This is a genomic window from Nonomuraea sp. NPDC049624 (assembly GCF_040675255.1).
Lineage (GTDB): Bacteria > Actinomycetota > Actinomycetes > Streptosporangiales > Streptosporangiaceae > Nonomuraea.
This window is the reverse complement of sequence record NZ_JBFAOR010000003.1, coordinates 171,814-191,606: the sequence shown is the minus strand read 5'-3', so window position 1 is coordinate 191,606 and position 19,793 is coordinate 171,814. Positions and strand designations below refer to the sequence as shown.

The 19,793-nt window shown below is 71.7% G+C and carries 17 protein-coding genes and 1 pseudogene; 7 read left to right on the top strand and 11 right to left on the bottom strand.

Translation table 11 applies throughout. The features are described from left to right. Positions 1-271 precede the first annotated feature (271 nt). The gene (locus tag AB0J76_RS12445; protein WP_352326861.1) at positions 272-574 is read left to right on the top strand and encodes a hypothetical protein; all 303 of its coding nucleotides are present in this window, start codon (positions 272-274) and stop codon (positions 572-574) included. Between the two features lie 82 nt (positions 575-656). Here AB0J76_RS12445 and AB0J76_RS12440 read toward each other — a convergent pair whose 3' ends face one another. Then, positions 657-1,664 (bottom strand): LacI family DNA-binding transcriptional regulator, encoded by a 1,008-nt coding sequence (locus tag AB0J76_RS12440; protein WP_352326860.1) that lies wholly within the window; start codon positions 1,662-1,664, stop codon positions 657-659. 74 nt (positions 1,665-1,738) lie between these two features. Between AB0J76_RS12440 and AB0J76_RS12435 the strand changes: the two genes are divergently transcribed. Further along, on the top strand, positions 1,739-2,986 hold the full coding sequence (locus tag AB0J76_RS12435) for an MFS transporter (RefSeq protein WP_352326859.1): 1,248 nt from the start codon (positions 1,739-1,741) through the stop codon (positions 2,984-2,986). Positions 2,987-3,068: 82 nt separating this feature from the next. Here the strand turns inward: AB0J76_RS12435 and AB0J76_RS12430 are convergent, their stop codons facing one another. Continuing rightward, positions 3,069-3,284 carry a hypothetical protein gene (locus AB0J76_RS12430; protein WP_352326858.1) on the bottom strand — a complete coding sequence of 72 codons (216 nt, stop codon included), beginning with the start codon at positions 3,282-3,284 and terminating at the stop codon, positions 3,069-3,071. Between the two features lie 74 nt (positions 3,285-3,358). On the opposite strand from AB0J76_RS12430, the pseudogene AB0J76_RS12425 reads away from it, so the two are divergent. After that, positions 3,359-4,609: pseudogene (locus AB0J76_RS12425) on the top strand (alpha-L-fucosidase); the annotation flags it as partial. 388 nt (positions 4,610-4,997) lie between these two features. Here the strand turns inward: AB0J76_RS12425 and AB0J76_RS12420 are convergent. Further along, on the bottom strand, positions 4,998-5,504 hold the full coding sequence (locus tag AB0J76_RS12420) for a GNAT family N-acetyltransferase (RefSeq protein WP_352329796.1): 507 nt from the start codon (positions 5,502-5,504) through the stop codon (positions 4,998-5,000). 361 nt (positions 5,505-5,865) lie between these two features. Here AB0J76_RS12420 and AB0J76_RS12415 point away from each other — a divergent pair, with 361 nt between their 5' ends. Continuing rightward, positions 5,866-7,485 (top strand): PHP domain-containing protein, encoded by a 1,620-nt coding sequence (locus tag AB0J76_RS12415; RefSeq protein WP_352329798.1) that lies wholly within the window; start codon positions 5,866-5,868, stop codon positions 7,483-7,485. 37 nt (positions 7,486-7,522) lie between these two features. On the opposite strand, the gene AB0J76_RS12410 is transcribed toward AB0J76_RS12415, so the two are convergent. Then, entirely contained in the window at positions 7,523-8,224 is a 702-nt protein-coding gene (locus AB0J76_RS12410; protein WP_352329800.1) for a response regulator transcription factor, read from the bottom strand. Continuing rightward, on the bottom strand, positions 8,221-9,453 hold the full coding sequence (locus AB0J76_RS12405; protein ID WP_352329802.1) for a sensor histidine kinase: 1,233 nt from the start codon (positions 9,451-9,453) through the stop codon (positions 8,221-8,223). The genes AB0J76_RS12410 and AB0J76_RS12405 overlap by 4 nt, the downstream gene beginning before the upstream one ends. Before the next feature lie 431 nt (positions 9,454-9,884). On the opposite strand from AB0J76_RS12405, the gene AB0J76_RS12400 reads away from it, so the two are divergent. After that, positions 9,885-11,234 (top strand): alpha/beta hydrolase, encoded by a 1,350-nt coding sequence (locus AB0J76_RS12400; RefSeq protein WP_364389432.1) that lies wholly within the window; start codon positions 9,885-9,887, stop codon positions 11,232-11,234. A 135-nt stretch (positions 11,235-11,369) separates the two neighbouring features. On the opposite strand, the gene AB0J76_RS12395 is transcribed toward AB0J76_RS12400, so the two are convergent. The 4 genes from AB0J76_RS12395 to AB0J76_RS12380 all read right to left on the bottom strand — a co-directional run bounded on the left by AB0J76_RS12395 (position 11,370) and on the right by AB0J76_RS12380 (position 15,778). Next, the gene (locus AB0J76_RS12395; RefSeq protein WP_352329014.1) at positions 11,370-13,880 is read right to left on the bottom strand and encodes an excinuclease ABC subunit UvrA; all 2,511 of its coding nucleotides are present in this window, start codon (positions 13,878-13,880) and stop codon (positions 11,370-11,372) included. Between the two features lie 478 nt (positions 13,881-14,358). Continuing rightward, positions 14,359-14,949 (bottom strand): nuclear transport factor 2 family protein, encoded by a 591-nt coding sequence (locus AB0J76_RS12390; RefSeq protein WP_352329016.1) that lies wholly within the window; start codon positions 14,947-14,949, stop codon positions 14,359-14,361. A 122-nt stretch (positions 14,950-15,071) separates the two neighbouring features. After that, a complete protein-coding gene (locus AB0J76_RS12385; RefSeq protein ID WP_352329017.1) occupies positions 15,072-15,449 on the bottom strand; it encodes an alpha/beta fold hydrolase in 378 nt (125 codons plus the stop codon). Continuing rightward, on the bottom strand, positions 15,446-15,778 hold the full coding sequence (locus AB0J76_RS12380; protein ID WP_352329018.1) for a hypothetical protein: 333 nt from the start codon (positions 15,776-15,778) through the stop codon (positions 15,446-15,448). The genes AB0J76_RS12385 and AB0J76_RS12380 overlap by 4 nt, the downstream gene beginning before the upstream one ends. 188 nt (positions 15,779-15,966) lie before the next feature. On the opposite strand from AB0J76_RS12380, the gene AB0J76_RS12375 reads away from it, so the two are divergent. Beyond that, positions 15,967-16,647 carry a Pr6Pr family membrane protein gene (locus AB0J76_RS12375; protein ID WP_352329020.1) on the top strand — a complete coding sequence of 227 codons (681 nt, stop codon included), beginning with the start codon at positions 15,967-15,969 and terminating at the stop codon, positions 16,645-16,647. A 38-nt stretch (positions 16,648-16,685) separates the two neighbouring features. On the opposite strand, the gene AB0J76_RS12370 is transcribed toward AB0J76_RS12375, so the two are convergent. Beyond that, positions 16,686-18,008 carry an FtsX-like permease family protein gene (locus tag AB0J76_RS12370; RefSeq protein WP_364389429.1) on the bottom strand — a complete coding sequence of 441 codons (1,323 nt, stop codon included), beginning with the start codon at positions 18,006-18,008 and terminating at the stop codon, positions 16,686-16,688. Then, positions 18,005-18,748 carry an ABC transporter ATP-binding protein gene (locus AB0J76_RS12365; protein ID WP_352325846.1) on the bottom strand — a complete coding sequence of 248 codons (744 nt, stop codon included), beginning with the start codon at positions 18,746-18,748 and terminating at the stop codon, positions 18,005-18,007. Before AB0J76_RS12365 ends, AB0J76_RS12370 begins: the two co-directional genes overlap by 4 nt. 111 nt (positions 18,749-18,859) lie before the next feature. On the opposite strand from AB0J76_RS12365, the gene AB0J76_RS12360 reads away from it, so the two are divergent. After that, positions 18,860-19,741, top strand: coding sequence for a TetR/AcrR family transcriptional regulator (locus tag AB0J76_RS12360; protein ID WP_352325847.1), 882 nt, complete (start codon positions 18,860-18,862; stop codon positions 19,739-19,741). Positions 19,742-19,793: the final 52 nt, after the last annotated feature.

Below are 19,793 nucleotides of genomic sequence, written 5' to 3'. Positions count from 1 at the left end.
GTCCAGGACGTGCCGAATGGCGGCACGCCCCCATCAGGTCTGGGAGAAGCGCACACGAACCGGTGACAGATGCCTCTGGGCAGCCCCTGGCCGGGCTGCCTAGTTTCTTGAGCGGAACCGTCTCCTTGAAGGGAGCCTGGAACGGCTTCCTCGGCGCCGACGGCTGCAGGAAGGAACCCCTGTGAAGCCCCCGCCGCACGCCAACAGCTCCTCGGGCGTGGGCCCCGACAGCTTCGTCCGGCAACCCTCAGGACTCAGAAGGGAATGCATCATGCGCCACGTCCGAACGCTCGTCCTTGCCCTCGTCGCGGCAGCGCTCCTGCCCGCGACGGCGGCCGCGGCCCAGGAACGTGTGTACGACTGCGTCCAAGGCTTCTGGTCGCTCAACCCCTACCGCGGCGGGATCGACATCCTCGCCGGCCCCTGCACGGGACCGGCGTCGAGCCCGGAACCGGCCTACGTCACGTTCCCGTCCGGGGTGCCCTCGCCTCCCAAGACGTTCCTGTGCCCGAGGCCCGCGTACGTCAACGGCACCGTGGTCGCGTCGCAGTGCGCCCACGTGCCGCCGGCCTGACACCGGAAGCCCGCTCCGGCAGGGGTGGCGTCTCCGGCGGGCGCGGCCAGGTCCCCTGGCCGGAGCTCGCCCTTGACGGTGCTCATCGCCGGGTGGAGTCGCGCAGGACCAGGCGCCATTCGATCGGACCGGTTGCCGCTTCCTCGCCCAGGACCAGCTGCGCGCAGCGGGCTCCCTGGGCACGCAGGTCCTGCGCGACGGTCGTCAGCCCGGCGGCGGCGGCCGCGTCGGTGCCGTCCCAGCCGGTGACGGCGAGGTCGCCGGGGATGGCGAGACCGGCACGGGCGGCCGCTCGCATCAGGCCCAGGGCGAGCTCGTCGCTCATGGCCATGACAGCGTCCGGCGCGTCCGGCCCCTTCAGGAACGCCGTGGCCATGGAGTCGGCCTCGCGCGCGCTGTTGCGTGCGCACACCGCGACCCGCACCTGCGACCAGCGACCGCCGGCCGCCTCCCAGCCGTCACGGACCCCGCGCAGGCGCTCACGGGTCACGCGGAAAGTCGCCTCGGCCGGATCCAGCCCGTTGTGGACCCCCGGCGTCCTGGCGCGATCGAGCGGGAAGCTGAGCACCATCGGCCGCCGGGCGCCGGCGAGGGCCTCGGCGGCGACGGCGCGGGCTGCGGCACGGTCGTCGATGGCCACGATCGGCAGGTCCCGGTGGTGTGGTCCGCCGTGCACGACGGCGGGCAGAGCGGTGGCGGCCACCGCTTGCAGCACGGGGTCGTCGTCGCTGGTCGTCCAGACGACGAAACCGTCGACCGCGGCTTCGGCGACCCGGTCGGTGTCCGAGGGCGCCCCGGTGATGGGCACGATCGTGAGCCCCAGGCCGTGACTGGCGCAGACCTCGGCGACGCCGGCCAGGAACCGGGTGGCCTGGGGGTCCTCGAAGGCGTAGGTGAGGTGCTCGCCGAGCACCACCCCGAGGCTGCCGGTCCGTCCCCGGCGCAGTGAGCGGGCCCCCGGATGAGGGCCGGGGTATCCCAGGCGGGCGGCGGCTTCGCGGACCCTGGCCCGGGTGCGTTCGGAGACGCGGTCAGGCTGGGCGTAGGCGTAGGAGACGGTCATCACCGAGACCTTCGCCGCGCGGGCCACCTCCGCCATGGTCGGCCGGGGCCGAGAAGGGTCTTTGGCCATGCCTCACCCTATCCTGTGTATCGTTACACAGCATGTGTATCGATACACAGGACTGCACCGGTCACGGTCACCTCCGAGCCTGGGTGCCGTACGCGGGATTCACTGTCTTCGGCGCGTTCTGGGGCGTGTGGGGCGCGTCCGTGCCCGCCATTCGCGACCAGGCCGGGCTGACCGATGGCCAACTCGGCACGGCGCTGCTGTTCATCGCCGTCGGCGCCCTGCCCGCGATGCCTCTGGCGGGCCGGGCCGTGGACCGGTGGGGGCATCGCGTCACGGCGATCACGCTCACGTCGCTCGGCCTCGCCGGCATCGCCGTGGCCGTCACCGCTCACGACCTGCTTGCCTCATCCGTGGGACTGGCGGTTCTGGGCGTGTCGTCCGGCGCGGCGGACGTGACGATCAACGCGGCGGCCGGCTCCGTCGAACGGGCCACTGGCCGTCCGGTCATCACCAGGGCGCACGGCTTCTTCTCCTTGGCCGTGGTCGCGGCGAGCCTCGTCACCGGCCTGCTGAACGCCGCCGGCCTGCCCGTGGTCGTGCCGTACGTGCTGGTCCTGCTCGCCGCCGGCGCTGTGAGCGCCGCCCTCGTCAACGGCGACCGCGCGCGGCCTGATGCCGGCCGTCGCGATCATGACCGTACCTCGGCCGCGCGGAGCCGGCCGGGTCTGCGCGCTCATCTGCCGCTCCTGCTGGTCGCGGGCGGACTCGGTGCGCTGGGATTCGCCGTCGAGAACGCTCACCAGAGCTGGAGCGCCGTCTACCTCGCCGATGCCGTGCACGCCGGACCCGTGCTGGTCGGCGCCGGACCCGCGGTCTTCGCACTCGCCGTCTCGCTCACCCGCTTCGCGATCAGCGCGGTGCAGGCCCGGCGCGCGTGGATCGTCCTCACCGCCGGCGCGGTGATCTCCGCGGCGGGGACGTCCCTGCTCGCCCTCACCGCGTCTCTCCCTCTGGCTCTGCTCGGGCTGGCCCTGGCCGCCGTCGGCACCGCCGTGCTCTTCCCCACCGTGCTCGCCCTGGCCACCGCCAACGTCCCCGGCGCGGCCCGCGGTGCCGCCACCTCGGTCGTGTCCACCTCGGCCTATCTCGGCTACCTCGCCGGGCCGGTGTACGTGGGGCACTGGGCGCAGGCGACCGGGCTGCCGGGCGCCATGCTGGCCGTGGCGGCACTCGCCGGGGCCTTGGCGCTGCTGGCGTGGCCCGCGCTCAGAGCCGTCGTTCCCTCCCCCGCACGGCGCGGCACCGCCGAAGCAGGAGCGACGGGCAGGCCGCGCCCGTAACGGGACCGCTCGTCGCGGGCGAGGTCGGGCTTCCCGGCCGGCTCGCCGCCGCGCAAGCCCCTGTGCGCACGGCAGGCAGAGGTCATGGCCGCTCCCCGGCCTGGTCCACGACGCCGATCGCGACGCGGGTGAAGACCGACCAAGTCGTGCCCTTCTCGACGCTCCACTCCAGATGAGGAGGAACGGGAACCAACTCGCCGTCCTTCAACGTGGACATGAGGACCCCGTCCGGCTTGGGGTAACGCTCCTCGTGGTCGGTGATCGCAGTCTCCCGCCGCGCCCGGTAGGCGTAGGTCACGGGGTCCAGGAGGATTTCGACCTTGCGCCAGCCTTCGGCGACTTGAGAGATCGACAGCGCCGGACGAGTTCGGCGTCTTCGTCCACTGGGGGCTGTACTCGGTGCCCGCGTGGGCGACCGCCCGTCTGCCCGGCGAGCACGTGCCCGTGGAACTGGAGTTCAGCCACCACCAGTACGCCGAATGGCACGCCAACACCGTCCGCATCCCCGGCTCGCCCGCCCGCGCCTTCCACGAGCGGGAGTACGGGGTCGGCACCCCGTACGAGGACCTCGCCGACTCCTGGCGGGCGGAGGCGTTCGACCCGGCGGCCTGGATGCGACTGATCGCGGGGTCCGGCGCGCGCTACGTCGTGCCCACGGCCAAGCACCACGACGGGTTCTGCCTGTGGGACACCGCCACCACGGCCTTCAGCAGCGCGCGCCGCGGCCCCCGCCGCGACCTGATCGCCGAGCTGGACCGCGCCGCCCGGGCCGCGGGCCTGCGGTTCGGCCTGTACTACTCGGGGGCGCTGGACTGGCACGTGTCCGACTTCCCGCCGATCCAGTCGATGACGGACCTGTTCACGCTGCGCCGCAACGACGAGGCGTTCGCGCGCTACTGCTTCGAGCAGGCCATGGAGCTGATCGACCGGCACTCCCCCGACGTGTTGTGGAACGACATCGACTGGCCCGACTCGGGCAAGGCGGCCGGGCCGTACAGTTTGCAGGCGCTGTTCGAGCACTACTACGAGCGGGTGCCCGAGGGCATCGTGAACGACCGCTGGGGCGTGCCGCACCTGGGCTCGCGCACCCGCGAGTACGTCTCCGAGCAGCAGACCTCCCCGTGGGTGTGGGAGGCCACGCGCGGGCTCGGCCAGTCGTTCGGCTTCAACCGGGCCGAGGACGAGCGCCACCTCGTCCGGCCGGACGAGCTCGTCCACCTGCTGGTCGACACCGTCGCCAAGAACGGCAACCTGCTGCTCAACATCGGGCCGCGGGCCGACGGCTCGTTGCCGGAGTCCCAGGTCGAACGGCTGCGCCACCTGGGCGCCTGGCTGGCGGCCCACGGCGAGGCGATCTACGGCACCCGGCCGTGGGTCCGGCACGCCGAGCCCGTCGGCGACCCGGTCCGCTACACCGCCGCCCCCGACGGCGCCCTCCACGTGATCGCCCTGGACCCGGCCGCGGGACGGCTGACACTCGCCGGCGACCTGGTCGAGCGGGCGCGGGCCGGAGCCACCTGGGGTGACGGCCCGGCCGCGGTGGATCGTTCCGGCGGGGTCGTCGTCCCCGAGGCGTTGCGCGGGCTGCCGGCCGCCGTCCTCAGGCTGGCGCCCGGCGCCTGAACAGGGGACGCGAACTCGTGCGCCGCGGCCGCGCCATCGGCGTGGGAGGCAGACGGCACGGGAGAAAGGGGGCGGCCCCTGCGCCAGGCGGGCCGCCCTCGTCTGCCTACGGCCCGTGCGACGTATGCCGGCGGCAGGGAGCCGTTGGCGGCCACGCCGACGGCGACGATGCCGAGCAGGCGCCACGTGCCGAGCGGCGGGTCCTGGTACTTGAGGAAGACGCTGATCATCCAGGCCGAGGAGAAGGGCCCAGAGGACGCGTTGGCCGACCCGGATGATCCCAGCCCTGCCCACGCTCATGACGGCCATCAACGCGCCGCCGTCCCTGGTCGCAGGGCGGCCCGCGCGGTCACCGGTCCGAGGCATGCCCCTGCTGGTGAGGCGTGCGTCAGCTTCCGGGATTTCCTTTTCGAGGATCATGCACGTCACCGGACGCTTCGGTGTGCCCCGTTCGCAGACGGAGTTCCAGGACCTCCTCCCTGCCGAAGACCTGCCCGGTGGGGACGAACCCGGCAGAGGTGTAGAGCGCCCTGGCCGCGATGTTGTCGCCACGCACTCCCAGCCGCAGCACCGGCACGTCGAACGCGTCCCGCACGTGGGCGATGACCTGTTGGAGGGCCGCTCGGCCCAGCCCCTTCCCCTGGTGATCCTTGTCGATCATCAAGCGATAGAGCCAGATCTGGCCGTCATCGGGGTCGGGGCCGTACATCGCGAAGCCCACGGCGCGCTCGTCGTGCATCACCGCACGGGTCACGAAGCCCGGCAGGAACCGGCTCTCCGCGATCGAGTACAGGTTCGACGCGATGAGATCATCCTGGTCGTCAGCCACCCTCAGCTCGGCCACCGCTTCCCAGGTCTCCCGGCACAGGTCGTCAAGGCGCACATGAATCGACATGGGTCCTCTCTATCGGATCATCGCGCGGACCGTCATGCGAATATGCCTGCGACCAGGCACGGGTGCCCCTTGCGCGAATCGCCGCACGTCATGCCCGGATGTCGGACGAACTGACCGCCCCAAGAGGTGGGAGGCCCGGCAGCGCAGAGGCGCCCCGAACAGCGCGACAGGTGGCTCGCCGGAGCCTTCCGCCGTTCGGCAAGAAGTCGCCCAGCATTCGCTTCCTCTCCATGCAAGCCGTCACGCTCCTCTGCGAGCGTGACGAAGGGCCGCAGGTCACCTGTTCCGCCCCATTTCGTGCGAAAGCTCATGGGCCACCCGAGAACGACGCACCAGGTATTCCAGATGAAAGGTATGTCCCATGTGCCGCACCCATGCACACTCCCACAGCGCGCCGGAAGGAACGGCTGCGTTCGCCGACCTGTCCGTCTCAGAGACCGAACTGTCCCCCGCCGACCTCGGCCGGCGGCGCTTTCTGCTGAACAGTGGGCTGCTCGGCCTAAGCAGTCTCGGCGTCACCGCTCTGGGAGGGCTGACCACGCGTCCCGCCGCCGCAACCAGCGGAGGCTCCCGCGCGCTGCACTGGCTGGCCGGCGACCATCATGTTCATACGCAGTACAGCTACGACGGCATGTACACCATTGAGCAGCAGGCCGCGGGCGCTCTCAAGCACGGCCTGGACTGGCTGGTCATCACCGACCACGGGCACGCCGCGCACGAGAAGTTCGCGGTCGAGTCCACCTATGCCGACATCGTCACCTCCCGGGCCAGGCACCCTGAGCTGCTGTTGTGGCAGGGGCTCGAGTGGAACGTCCCGGGAGGCGAGCACGCCACGGTGTTCTTCGACGGTGCTCGCGATGAGATCCAACTGCTGCGCGCGTTCGAGCGGCTCTTCGACTCCAGGATCAACGGCACCGGCGCCGGCACCCCGGCGAACGAGGCCAAGGCGCTGGAGGCGCTCGCCTGGCTCGGGACCGCGCTGCGCACGGGTTCGGCGAGTTCCGCGCTGTTCCTGATCAACCACGTGATGCGGCGCGGCCGGTACTCCCCGCGTGACCTGCGCACCTACCGCGACACGGCGCCGAACATCGCCGTCGGCATGGAGGGCGCGCCTGGCGCCCAGAACGAGCCCAGGGCCCGCGGCGACTTCAACAACACCGCCGACCCCGACTCCTGGGCCGGCTGGCGGCCCGAGCACTACCCGACGTACGGCGGCTTCGACTCCATGACCGGAATCCTGGGCGGCATGTGGGACTCGATGCTCGCCGAGGGCAAGGGCTGGTGGATCACCGCCAACTCCGACGGCCACTTCTACAACGGCGACACGACCGTCGAGCCCTCCCGGCCCGCTGACTGGTACGACCAGCACGGCAGATACCCCGATCCCATCGACGGCGGCGTCCCGCTGCGGCACGCCGACTTCTGGCCCGGCCAGTTCAGCCGCACGGTTGTGGGGGCGACCTCACGCAGCTATGGCGCGGTCATGGAGGCGATCAGGGCCGGGCGATCCTGGGTGTCGATGGGCGGCCTCATCGACGGGCTGCACGTCGACGCGCACGCCCCCGGCAACGCCCCGGCCACCTTCGGCGGACGGCTGTCGGTGCGGCGCGGCGACGACGTCACCATCACCATTTCCGTCGATCTCGCCGGCCGTCCCAACGCCAATGAAGAGATCCCCCGGCTCGCCCGCCTGGATCTGATCCGCGGTGCGATCACCGGCCCGGCCGCCGACCCCGACGTCTTCACCGCCCCGGACGTGAGCGTGGTCGAGTCGTTCACGCCGAAGGGCAAGGGCCGGGTCGCCCAGTTCCACTACAAGTTCCGCGACGTGCGCGAGCCGTTCTACTTCCGGCTGCGTGGCACCGACGGCAGGCGCAGCGCTCCCGGCGGGATGGAGCCGGCCGCGGACACGGGCCGCAATGAGAACCCCTGGCACGACCTCTGGTGCTACACCAATCCCACCTTCGTGGAACTGACGTAGAACGAGTCCGTGCTCCCGAGCGGTGAGTTGTCGGGCATCAGGTGCGGTATCCGGCTCCGGGCACGATCAAGCCGGTCTCGTATGCGACGACCACGGCTTGGGCGCGGCTGGACAGCTTGAGCTTGGTCATGAGGCGGCCCAGGTGGGATTTGACGGTGGCCTCGGCGATGTTCAGGCGGGTGGCGATCTGCTGGTTGGTCAGGCCCTGGCCGACCAGGTGGAGCACGGCGGTCTCCTGGCTGGTGAGCCGGGCGAGTTCCTCGGGGCGGCGCCGGTCGGGTTCGGGCGCGGCGACGAAATGGTCGACCAGACGCCGGGTGACGCTGGGCGCCAGCAGCACCTCGCCGCGGGCGACCGTGGCGATCGCGGCCAGCATCTGGTCGGCGGGGGTGTCCTTGAGCAGAAATCCCGAGGCGCCGGCGCGCAGGGCGGCGAAGACGTGTTCGTCCAGGTCGAAGGTGGTCAGGATGAGGATCTTCGGCGCCGGGCCGGCGGCGTGGGCGAGGATGTGGCGCGTGGCGGCGACGCCGTCCAGGCCGGGCATGCGGATGTCCATCAGGATGACGTCCGGGGCGGTCGCCGCGGCCTGGGCGATGGCTTCGTGGCCGTCGGCGGCCTCGCCGACGACCGCGAGAGCGGCGTCGGTGCGGAGGAGGGCGACCAGGCCCGCGCGGACCAGGGCCTGGTCGTCGACGACCAGGAGGCGGATGGTCCCGCGGCCGGTGTCGGGGCCGGTCATCGGGCTGCCCCGGGTCGTGGTGCGCTCTGCTGCGGGTGGGCCGTGGCGAAGGCGGGTTCGGCGAGTGGGGAGGCGGGCAGGTGCGCGGTCACGGTGAAGCCGCCGTCCGTACGTGGGCCGGCGGTGAGGGTGCCGCCGTAGAGGGTGGCTCGTTCGCGCATGCCGATCAGGCCGTGCCCGTCGGCGCTGTGCCCGGTGGTGGCCGGGCCGTCGTCGGCGACCTGCAGCGTGACCGCGGCGGGCTGGTAGGTCAGGGTAAGGGTCACGTCGGCGTGTGGGGCGTGTTTGAGCACGTTGGTCAATGACTCCTGGGTGATGCGGTACAGGCACCGGTCCACGCCGGGCGGCAGCGGGCGTACCTGACCGGAGGTTTCCCGCCGGATCGACAGGCCGGACAGGCGGGAGCGTTCCAGCAGCGTGTCCAGCTGGGCCAGCCCCGGCTGCGGGGCGTAGGAGTCCTCGCCGACGTCGGACGTGAGGCGCAGGACCGACAGCATGTTGCGGAGCTCGGCCAGCGCCTCGCGGGTGGTGGCGGCGATCGCGGTGAACGCCTCGCGTGCGGCGGCGGGCTCGGTGTCGATCAGGCGGCCGCCGGCACCGGACTGGATCGAGACGACCGACAGGTGGTGGGCGACCACGTCGTGCAGTTCCCTGGCGATGCGCACGCGTTCCTCGGCGACCGCTCGCAGGGCTTTCTCCTCGCGTTCGATCTCCAGGTGGCGGGCGTGCTCGACGAGGTCCTGGTGGCGCAGCCGGCGGCTGCGCACCCCCTCCCCGATGGCCCAGGCCGCGCCGAGCTGAAGCGCGTTCTCGACCAGGCTCTTGACGATCGCGAAGGTCAGCCCGGACCTGACGAGGTCGGGAACGAGGATGCCCGCCATCAACGCCAGGGCCACGACGCCGTCGCGGTGGCCCTCCCGGCGGTAGGCCGCGACGGTGTAGAGGCTGACCAGCACCGGCGGGGCCTGGAATCCGTTGGGGTAACCGGCCAGGCCGCAGCCGATCAGGCCCGCCGTGATCACCGCGAGGACGGGGACGGGGTGGCGCCTGCGCAGCACCAGCGGCGCGCTGGTGAGCACCGCCAGCAGGTACGCCAGCACGACCGGGTCATGGGCGGACAAGGCGGCCTGCGTCACCGCCAGCGCGGTCGACACACCGGCCAGCAGGCTGTCGGCGACCATCACCGGCAAGCCGCGCCACCAGCGGCCCCATCGTCGCACCACGTTCATGAGACGAAGGTAGCCGCCAGCCTGACCCGCTTTGTCCTCCTTTGGGAGGAGCCGTCGTTGGGGCAGCGGTTGCAGAGAAGCGGGCGGTTGGTGTGCCGGTGGCAGGGCCCGGATCGACCTTCCGCACGATGTCCAGGGGCTGCTCAGCCCCCTAGTTTGGAGACAGCCGGCGATCAGCAGGGGGCGCCCTCGAGCCCGGACCCATCCTGACCGGAGCGTCGAACTCGACGCGTGCCGGACCCGCAGGAAACAACCCCTTCACCAAGGAACGATGCATGCTCCTCATCAAGAGTGGAACGGCTGCCGCAGTGGCACTCACGGCCGGAATCGGATTGGGCGCCGCCGGACCGGCGCAGGCGGCCACCCCCCTGGACCGCTTCCACCATCAGACGATCACCTGGCGCGCCTGCGCAACCGGACCCGGCGATCAGATGGGCGCACAGATGGACGCCGCCGGTGCTCGATGCGCCACCGTTCTGGTCCCGATGGACTACCGCAACCCGCAGGGGCGGACCCTCTCCATCGCGCTCTCCCGGATCAAGGCCACCGACTCCTCCCGGCGCCGCGGCGTCCTGCTGCTCAACCCCGGCGGGCCGGGAGGCGCCGGCCTCTCGATGACGCTCCTGGGCAAGGAGATGCCCGCGGTCGCGGCCCGTTACGACCTGGTGGGCATGGACCCCCGGTTCGTCGGCCGCAGCACACCGATCAACTGCCGGTGGCGGACCGACACCTTCCTCCGCTCGGCGGGACCCGACCGGCGTTCCTTCGACGAGGGGGTGCGCCTCGCCGAACAGTTGGCGGCGGGCTGCGCCAAGGGCAATCTCCAGACCCTGCCGTACGCCACGACCAGGAACACCGCACGCGACATGGACGTGATCCGGGCCGCGCTCGGCGAGCGGAAGCTGTCCTACCTCGGCTACTCCTACGGCACCTACCTGGGTGCGACCTACCTGCAGCTGTTCGGCTCGCGGGCCGACCGGGTGGTGCTCGACAGCGCCGTCGACCCGCAGGTGTACGGCCCGCGCATGTTCGCACGCGCCGCCCCCGCGATGGACGCCGCGCTGCGGCGCTGGGCGTCCTGGGCCGCAGCACATGACAAGGAGTACGGGCTGGGCGGGACACGTGACGCCGTCCTGGCGACCGTGGAGAAGATCAACCGGCATCCCGTGCAGATCGGCGGATACCGCGTCGATGCCCATGTCGTGCCGTACTGGCTGTTCGCACGCCTCTACAGCGACGGCCCGCAGTCCTATGCCGTCCTCGCCGAGGAGGCGCGGGCGCTGGGCCGCGGCGGCGGGACGCCGCCGCCCGCCTCGCTGAAGGAATTCCTCGACGGCCTGTTCACCGGTGCCGGAGCGGCCTCGGACCGGGCGGGCACGGCGATCCTGTGCGGTGACCGGGCCGCACCCCGCGACCCGGCGACCTACTACCGCGACATCCAGCGGCACCGCACCGCCGAACCACTGTTCGGACCGCTCGTCCGCAACATCAGCCCGTGCGCGTTCTGGCCGGTCAAGCCGCTCGAAGCGCCCACGAGGATCCGCAACTCCGTACCGGCGTTGATCGTCGGCGCGGCCGGCGACCCCGCGACGCCCCATCCGGGCCAGCAGGCCATGCACCGGGCGCTGACCGGCTCCCGAATGATCACATTGACCGGCGCCTTCCGCCACGGCGTCTACCTCGCGGCGGGCGACGCCTGCGTCGACACCAAGGTCACCGGCTACCTGGTCGACGGCGTCCTGCCTGGCAAGGACGTCACCTGCGGCCGCCCGGCCGGCTGACACGTTCGCGCCCCGCCACCAGCCGTCCCGGCCGGACCCGGGCCCCGAAGCGGGTGTCGCGGCCGGCGAGCACTCCGAGCGCCACGTCAGGTGGATCAGGGGCGGTTGTCCTCTCTGCCGTAGTCCTGGTGCCCCTCACACCTGCTGTGCGGCTGGTGACACGAACCCGAGCCGCGGCCCCTCCAGGAGAGGCAGGCCCGCCGCGTACCGCCGGAAGAAGCCGGCGGTCGGGGTGTTCGCGGTCGCGACGACGTCCGGGGTGCCCTCCGCGACCACCGCGCCCCCGTCCGGACCGGCTCCAGGCCCCAGGTCGATCACCCAGTCCGCGGACGCGGCGACGGGGATGTCATGTTCGGCCACGACGACGGTGTTGCCCGAGTCGAGCAACACGTCGAACGCATCCACCACCCGCTGGACGTCAGAGGGGTGCAGGCCCGAGACGGGTTCGTCGAGAACGACGAGACCGGCCTTGCGGCCCGCGGCGCCGCGCTGGATGGCGGAGGCCAGCTTCAGCCGCTGCGCCTCGCCGCCGGACAGCTCTGTGGCGCTCTGGCCGAGCTGCAGATAGCCGAGCCCGACCTGGTTCAAGGCCCCCAGGGTCTCGGCGAGTTGCCGGGGTTCGGAGAACCGCTCCACCGCCTCGGCGACGGTCAGCTCCAGCACCTGGTCGATGGCCAATCCCTGGTACGTGATCTCCAAGGCCTCCGGCGTGTAGCGCCGCCCCTGGCATGCGTCGCAGACCACCCACACATCGGGCAGGAAGTGCATGTCGACCAGCTTGCGGCCATAACCGGTGCAGGGTTCGCAGCGGCCACCGCCCGCGGTGTTGAAGCTGAACCAGGACGCGTTGACCCCACGTGCGCGTGCCAGGTCGGTTTCGGCGAACAGCTTACGGACGACGTCGAACGCCTTGCTGTAGGTGGCCGGGTTGGATCGCGGCGTGCGCCCGAGCGGTTCCTGATCGACGACGGCGACCCAGTCGAACCCCTCCAGGCCGGTCACCTGTCGCACGGTGTCGATCGTCGTCCCGTTCAACGCGGCCTCCGCGCTCGCCGCGAGCGCGCCGAGCAGGCTGCTCTTGCCGCTGCCGCTCACCCCGGTCAGGCAGGTGAGCCGGCCGGCGGGGAAACGCACCACGTCTGCGGTCACGTTGTGCGCACGCAGGCCGTGCAGCTCCACCCAGCCGGTGTCATCCCCGGCCGGACGGCGGGTCCGGCGCAGCCGGGGCCCCTCACCGGCCAGGTAGCGTCCGGTCAGCGACGTGGGGTGGGCGGCCGCGTCGGCGGGAAGCCCCGACACCAGGATCTCACCGCCGAGGCGGCCCGCGCCGGGCCCCATGTCGATCACCCAGTCGGCCCGGGCGATCAGTTCGGGATCGTGCTCGACCAGGAGCACCGTGTTGCCGGCCTGGCGCAGCTCCAGGGCGATGTCGAGCAGGTGCGCCTTGTCCGCCGGATGCAGCCCGGTCCCGGGCTCGTCCAGGACGAAGACGATGCCGCTCAGCTCGGTGCTGAGCTGCGCGGCGAGCCGCGTTCGCTGCAACTCGCCCCCGGACAGTGTCGCCGCGCTCCTGGACAGCTGGAGATGGGCCAGGCCGAGGCGGTCGAGGATCCCGAGTCTGCGGCCCAGGTCCTGCAGCAGCGGCTCCCCCACCTCGCGCTGCCGGGCGTCCAGGTCGCCGGCCAGCCGCGCGGCCCAGCTGCGCACCTCCCGTACGTCCACCTGGAGCAGGTCGGGAAAGGTCAGCCCGCCGAGCCGCACGGACCGGGATACCTGGTCGTACCCGCTGCCGCCGCAGGTGCCGCACGGCTGCTTGCGCATGTACGGCAGGTAGCGCTGCTTGGCGGTGGCGGTCTGGGCGTTCAGGAACACCCGCTCCACCTCGGCCAGCGCCCCCCGCAGCGGCTGGCTGGAGGTGTAGGTCACCGAGACCGTCTCCTTCTTGCTGGTCATGTCGACGGTCGCCTCGACCTTCTCCTCACCTGTGCCGTACAGCACGCAGTGGCGGAACTCCTCCGGCAGCGACCGCCATGGCAGGCCGAGGTCCACGCCGCGCTTGTCGGCGAGCGCCGGCACGAACGCGTGCTCCCCCGACCGCCACTTGGCGTACCAGGGCGAGGCCCCCTCGAAGAGGGGAAGCTCCGGATGGGTGATGATGAGGTCCTCCTGCGCCTGCCAGCGCCCGCCCACGCCGTGACAGTCCGCGCAACTGCCTTCCGGGGTGTTGCGGTCGAAATGAGCGGTCGTCAGATGCCCGTTGACGCTCTGCGCCGCCGGGTCGGCGCCGATCCCCGGGAGGCGCGAGTACAGCAGTCCCAGATGCCCGTCGATGCCGGTGATCGTCGCGACCGTGGACCGGGGGTTGCGGTTCAGGCGGCGCTGGTCGACGGCGAGCGTCGCGCCGAGCCCCAGGATGCGGTCGACCTTCGGCCGATTGCGCTGGGTGATGTACTGCCGCACGAACGGCGAAAGCCCCTCCAGGTAGCGCAGCTGGGCCTCGTTGTGCAGGGTGTCGATGGCCAGCGAGGTCTTGCCGCTGCCGCTCACCCCGGTGAAGGCGGTGAGCCGCCCCTTGGGGATGCTCACCGACACGTCCCGCAGATTGTTGGTACGAGCCCCCACCACCTCGATGGCCTCTCGCCCCATACTGGCGACGTCCCGTACGAACGCAGTCAACCTTGATCCACCCTCTCGCAACACAGGCGAACACAGGCGGATGGACTCCCACCCGTGTCGACACAAGTTGATTCCGCCACCACGCGGCCGCTTGATCAGTTCCGTCGGCACGTGGCCGGTCCGGATTCGGCCCGTACCGCAGATCAGGACCTGGACACCTCGGCGAGCTTGTCGTCCCCGTCGAAGGTCAGGCCCCCGGTCCACCCCCACATCGGCGCCGACCGGTGCATTGATGATCACTCTGAAACCCGACGCCTTGTGTCATGTTTTCATCCGTGTCCTGTCCCGGGACATGCTTGACGCGTCGATCCCAGGACATGGGTGACAGGTGCTGTCGAGTCGGGCGGCGTGCCGCCAGCTGGCGGGCGTGAGGGCGAGGTGGTGACCGGCGTCGACGACCACTCGCGCCACCAACCGGCCACGTACTCAACCTCACGGGACAGAACGACTAGACGTCGTCGTCCGCGCGTAGGGCGTGCAGGACCGCAGAAGTGTCCAGGTAGAAGGGGTGTATCTCGGTGATGCGATCGTTCCTGATCGTCATCAGCTGCATCACCGAGGTCTCCAGGGCCCGGCCGGTGGCGCGGGCGCGCAGGATGCCGCGGTTCCAGACCACGACACTGCCGCCGTCGACCACATACTTCTGCTCCAGGAACTCCAGGGACTGCCATGCCTCGCTCATGGCGGCCATGAACTGCTCGATGCCGCTCGGTCCGCGCCAGGTGCCCCCGTAGGGCAGGGAGTCCGCCTGGTACATCACGACCTCCGGGTCCAGGCACTCGGCAAGCTCGCCGAAGTCGGCCTTGCCGAAGCCCCCTGCGGCGATATAGGCGACTTCCGCCCGGTAGAACCTCTCCAGCACTGCCAGTGAGCTCCTGCCCTCGTCGCCCCCCGGAGCCGGACCGTCATTCGTCATTGTCTCTGCCGTCATGCGCTCATCATGTCCGCCCTGGACAGGATGCACCCGGCGGAAATCGGACCCGTAGACGGCAAGCTCGCCACCGACGACCGGCCCGAACCACTGGACGCGCTGTCCCACCTCCAGGACGGGGACCTTGCGCCTGCCGATATCCGCCCAGGTCGCCCCCTTGCCGCATCATCAAGACACCGACCCATCGTGCAGGGCCCCACAAGGATGACGTGGGTTTTCAGCAGGCCGGGCTAGGCAAGGATTCGGCGGAGTCTGTGGGCGAATGCGGTCGGGTGGGTGACCACCGTACGTACCAGGCCGGGATGGCGGGCGGCGAGGGCGAGGGCGATCAGGCCGCCGCTGCTGTTGCCGAAGACGTGCGCCGGTCCGCCGCCGGCGGCTTCCAGGACCCAGCGGGCGTCCGCCACCTGCGTCTCCATCGCCACGTCCGCAGCCGGGCCGTCGGACCGGCTGCGGGAGATGCCGCGGCAGTCGTAGGAGACCACCGTGTAGCTGTCGGACAGCAGCGGCGTCATCCCGGTGAAGTCCCTGGCGTCGTCGGTGCCGCCGGCGATCAGCAGCAGTAACGGGCCCGAGCCCGTCACTTCGTAGTACAGCTCCTTGCTCATGCCTGTTCCTCCGGTGGTTCGAGGGCGGACGCGATCGCGCGCCGCCATGGTTCGTCCCAGGTCAGCCGTCCCTGCCGCAGGTCCTCGACCACACCGCGGACCCACTCCAGCTCGGCGGTGAGCACCGCGCGGCGGTACTCCTCCTCCAGCAGGAACAGCCGCGGCACCTCGCCGGAGGACTCCAGCGTCGACTCCACCTCCGCCAGCGACGCGGCCAGCGCGTGGGCGCGTGTCTCCAGCTCCTCGCACGCCGTTTCCGGCGGGAGCCCGACCAGAATCGAAACGGCCGCGACGAACTCGGGGAACTCGCCGCCCGTGGTGCGCAGCATCTCGCGCAGCCAGCGTTCGGCGGTTTCGCGGCCCAGGTCGGTGATGGCGTAGACGGAGTCATATTATGGCTAGCAAGCACTGGGCTCGGAGGAGGCCACCGCGGCCAGGGGCCCACCCTTGCTTTCGACGTTCCAGCGATCGGCGGATCGCAGGTCGGTACGATGCGCTTCGTGCGACCATGATCCCTGTGATCTGGGTGACGGCGTCCCGCTTGATGCTGATAGCGGCTGCCATGGTGGGCCTGATCTATACCTGGATGGGCCTGGGCAGCCCGCTGAACCCGCTCGTGCTCTTCACCGTGCAGAGCAATCTGCTGCTGATGGGGTTCTACTCCTGGAAAGTGATCGGCAGGCGGTGCTCCTCTGCCGACCTCAAGGGGGCCGTGACGCTCTACATCGTGATCACTGGGCTGGTCTGGCACTTTCTACGCATGCGTGGAGCGAGCCCCTTCGAACACCTCTCCCTGCACGGCTACGGTCTGGGCAACTTCCTCCTCCACTATGTGACGCCCGTCATGGCTGTGATCGACTGGCTGTTCTTCGACCGGAACGCTCCTCGGCCAAGATGGGCAGCCGCTCTCCGATGGCTGGTCTACCCGATGGCGTATCTGGCCTTCGCCCTGGTCAGAGGTGCCCTGCTGCCCCCCGGCGCGTGGAAGCGGTATCCCTATCCCTTTCTGGATGTGGACAAGTTCGGGTACGACGGCGTGGCACTCATGGCCTTGGCGCTGGCCGTGTGCTTCGTACTGCTCGGAGCCGGGTTGATCGCCCTGCGCGGCCTGGCCGATCACGCCAGTCGCAGACTCCGGACCTTCGCCCCTTCGGCTCCCGCCGACACCGCAGACCCTGCCACTCCGGCGAGGCGCTGAGAGCATGAGCTTGGAATGACTCAGCCACAGGTCGGCGGTCAGGGGGCGGACAGCGCCTCGACCGGCCTGGCCCGCAGCGCCCCCGCGGCGGTGGGCACCGTGGCCGCCAGGACGAGCAACAGCGCGCCCCCGGCGATGGCCGCGTAGACCCAGCCGGGCCCGGCGGCCATCGGGGACCCGGTCTTGACCAGGCTGTAGGGCACGGTGGTCGCGGCGGCGGCGACCGTGCCGAGCACAAGGGCCAGGACCGCGGTCAGCACGCCCTCGGCCACGACAGTTGCCATGACCTGGGCACGAGTGGCGGCCGACAGGCGCAGCAGCCCGAACTCGCGGCCCCTGCGGCGGGTCGCGGCGATCAGCGTGTTGACCACGACGATCGCCGTGAACGTGATGATCATGGCGACGACCAGGTAGTTCACCGGGGCGAGCCGGGCGCTGACGTCGGCGGCGCCCCGATGGAGGCTGTCCTCGGTGCTCTGCATGTAGAGCGTGCCGCCGGCGATGCCGACCATGAGGATCAGCGGCCCGGCGACGCTGCCGGTCTGCGGGGCGCGGGCGTGCAGGTTGCGGACGGCCAGCCGCCCGGACGCCCCGAGCCCGGCCCCGGCCAGCCGTCCCACCGGCCGGACGGCGACCGGGCTGAGCAGGGCCAGGCCGACCGCGACGGCGACGCCCGCCGGGCCCGCCGTGCTGGACAGCAGCGGGCCGTCCGCCATGAACAGGGTCGTCACCGACAGGCTCAGCCCCAGCGCCAGCAGCAGCCCTCCGGCCACCAGGCGGCCCCGGCCGAGCGCGCGGGCGGGCCCGGCGGCGGCCAGCGCCCGCACCGGCGGGATCGACGCGGCGCGCCTGCTGGAGATCAGCGCGGCGGCCAGCGCGGCGACCAGGGACGTGCCCGCCCCGAGCGCGACACTCGGCCACCCCGCGACCAGCTCGACGCCCGCCCCGACGAGCCCGGCGTCCGCCAGGCGGGCGAGCACGACCGCGCCGAGCCCGGCGCCCGGCAGCAGCCCGGCGGCGATCGCGGGGACGGCCACGACCAGCGTCTCCAGCACGACGTTCTGCCGGATCTGGCGCGGGGTGGCCGCGATGGAGCGCAGCAGGGCCAGCTCCCGCTCGCGGTGGCCGATGGTCAGCGACACGGTGGACACCACGCCGAAGGCCACGACGGCCAGTGTCCAGCCGCCCAGGATGGCCGGCAGCATGACGAGGAACCCGGGGTCGCGGCCGGTGGCCAGGCCGGTCTCCAGCAGGGTCGCGAACGCCGTGAGCAGCGCGGTCCCGGCCGCCATGACGGCGGCCGAGGCCAGGTAGGACGCCCGGTGGGCGCTGATCGTGCCGAGGGCCAGCCGCCACCTCATCGCGCACCCCCGGCGTGGGCGGGCGCGGACAGACGGGCCATGCGGGCCGCGACCGTGGCGGCGTCGGGGCGCGGCAGGTGGTCCACGACGTGGCCGTCGGCGAAGAACACCACCACGTCGGCGTAGGAGGCGGCCACGGGGTCGTGGGTCACCATGACGATCGTCCGTCCGTCCTGGGCGGCGGCCTGGCGCAGGATGGCCAGCACCTCGCGGGCGGCCTGCGTGTCGAGGGCGCCGGTCGGCTCGTCGGCGAACACGACGGCGGGCTCGCCGAGCATCGCGCGGGCGATGGCCACCCGCTGCTGCTGGCCGCCGGACAGCTCGCCGGGCCGGTGCCCGGTGCGCTCGCCCAGGCCGAGCCGGGTGAGCAGGGCCCGCACCCGGCGCGCGTCGACGCGGCGGCCGGCGAACTCCAGGGGCAGGGTCACGTTCTGCGCGACCGTCAGGGTGGGCACCAAATTGAAGGACTGGAAGACGAAGCCCATCCGCTCGCGGCGCAACCGGGTCAGCGCGGCCTCGTCCAGGCCGTCCAGGCGGCGGCCGTCGAGGACGACCGAGCCGGAGTCGGGCCGGTCCAGGCCGGCCGCGCAGTGGAGCAGGGTGCTCTTGCCCGAGCCGGAGGGGCCCATCACCGCGGCGAAGGTGCCGATGGGGATCGCCAGGGAGACGTCGTCGAGGGCGGTGACGGCGGTGGCGCCCTCGCCGTGGCGTTTCGTCACATGGTGGAGTTCCAGAGCCATTTTCGTCACAGGATTTATGTACGCTGCACGAGTCATAAATACACCGTACATCAATTGCATATGAGCGCGACGTTATAGGGGTGAGATATAATTTCGTCACGGAATTTGACCGTGACGAAAAGGGGGGCTGGCGCGGTGGCGTGCGAGGTGTGCGGGCGGGAGCTGCGGACGGCGGAGCGGGGGCGGCCCCGGCGCTACTGCTCGCGCGCCTGCCGCACGAGGGCCTACCGGGCGCGGCTCGCCGAGCCGCCCGCCCCCGAGGAGCCCGCGGCCCAGCCGGGACGTCCGGCCGAGGCGGCGCTCGACCAGGGCCGGGTGGTCCGGGCCGCCGTCGCGCTCGCCGACCGGGAGGGGGTCGCCGCGCTGTCGATGCGGCGCGTCGCGACCGACCTGGGAGTGGGGGTGATGTCCCTCTACCGGTACGTCCCGAGCCGGGAGGAGCTCAACGACCTCATGGTCGACGCCGTCTTCGCCGCCCGCCCGCTGCCCGAGCCGGGGCCCGACGGCTGGCGGGCCAGGCTGGAGCTCTCGGCCCGGCAGGAGTGGGAGCTCTACCGGCGGCATCCGTGGATGTCCCACCTCGTCGCGGTCACCACCCGGCCGCCGGTCGCGCCCGCGCTGATGGCCTACACCGACTGGCGCATGCGCGCCCTCGACGGGCACGGGCTCGACTTCGCCACGCTCGTCCAGGTCGCCATCATGATCGGCACGTACGTGCAGAGCGCCGCCGTGCCGCTCGCCCACGAGGCGCAGGCCGCCCGTACCAGCAGGCACACGCGGCGGGAGTGGGCGCAGGCCCGCAAGGAGGCGTTCGCGCGCAGCATCGGGGCGGCGCGGCTGCCGATGGTCGCGGAGTTCGGGGACGAGGCGTTCGAGGCATCGGAACCGGAGAACATCTTCGAGTTCGGGCTCCACCGCATGCTCGACGGCATCGGGCTGCTGCTGCCGCCCGACCAGGGCCCGCCGGCGCCGACGGGCACCCCGCATCGGTGAGGTCGGGAAGCAGGCCGCCCCCGGCCTTCCCCACCCTGCTCGAACTGCGGCG

Coding starts and splice junctions, on each gene's coding strand:
- AB0J76_RS12415 (WP_352329798.1), top strand. CDS start 5,866: ATGTGCCGCACCCATGCACACTCCCACAGCGCGCCGGAAGGAACGGCT.
- AB0J76_RS12420 (WP_352329796.1), bottom strand. CDS start 5,504: ATGTCGATTCATGTGCGCCTTGACGACCTGTGCCGGGAGACCTGGGAA.
- AB0J76_RS12435 (WP_352326859.1), top strand. CDS start 1,739: ATGTGTATCGATACACAGGACTGCACCGGTCACGGTCACCTCCGAGCC.
- AB0J76_RS12445 (WP_352326861.1), top strand. CDS start 272: ATGCGCCACGTCCGAACGCTCGTCCTTGCCCTCGTCGCGGCAGCGCTC.
- AB0J76_RS12395 (WP_352329014.1), bottom strand. CDS start 13,880: ATGGGGCGAGAGGCCATCGAGGTGGTGGGGGCTCGTACCAACAATCTG.
- AB0J76_RS12370 (WP_364389429.1), bottom strand. CDS start 18,008: ATGAGGTGGCGGCTGGCCCTCGGCACGATCAGCGCCCACCGGGCGTCC.
- AB0J76_RS12405 (WP_352329802.1), bottom strand. CDS start 9,453: ATGAACGTGGTGCGACGATGGGGCCGCTGGTGGCGCGGCTTGCCGGTG.
- AB0J76_RS12400 (WP_364389432.1), top strand. CDS start 9,885: ATGGGCGCACAGATGGACGCCGCCGGTGCTCGATGCGCCACCGTTCTG.
- AB0J76_RS12380 (WP_352329018.1), bottom strand. CDS start 15,778: ATGCTGCGCACCACGGGCGGCGAGTTCCCCGAGTTCGTCGCGGCCGTT.
- AB0J76_RS12365 (WP_352325846.1), bottom strand. CDS start 18,748: ATGGCTCTGGAACTCCACCATGTGACGAAACGCCACGGCGAGGGCGCC.
- AB0J76_RS12410 (WP_352329800.1), bottom strand. CDS start 8,224: ATGACCGGCCCCGACACCGGCCGCGGGACCATCCGCCTCCTGGTCGTC.
- AB0J76_RS12385 (WP_352329017.1), bottom strand. CDS start 15,449: ATGAGCAAGGAGCTGTACTACGAAGTGACGGGCTCGGGCCCGTTACTG.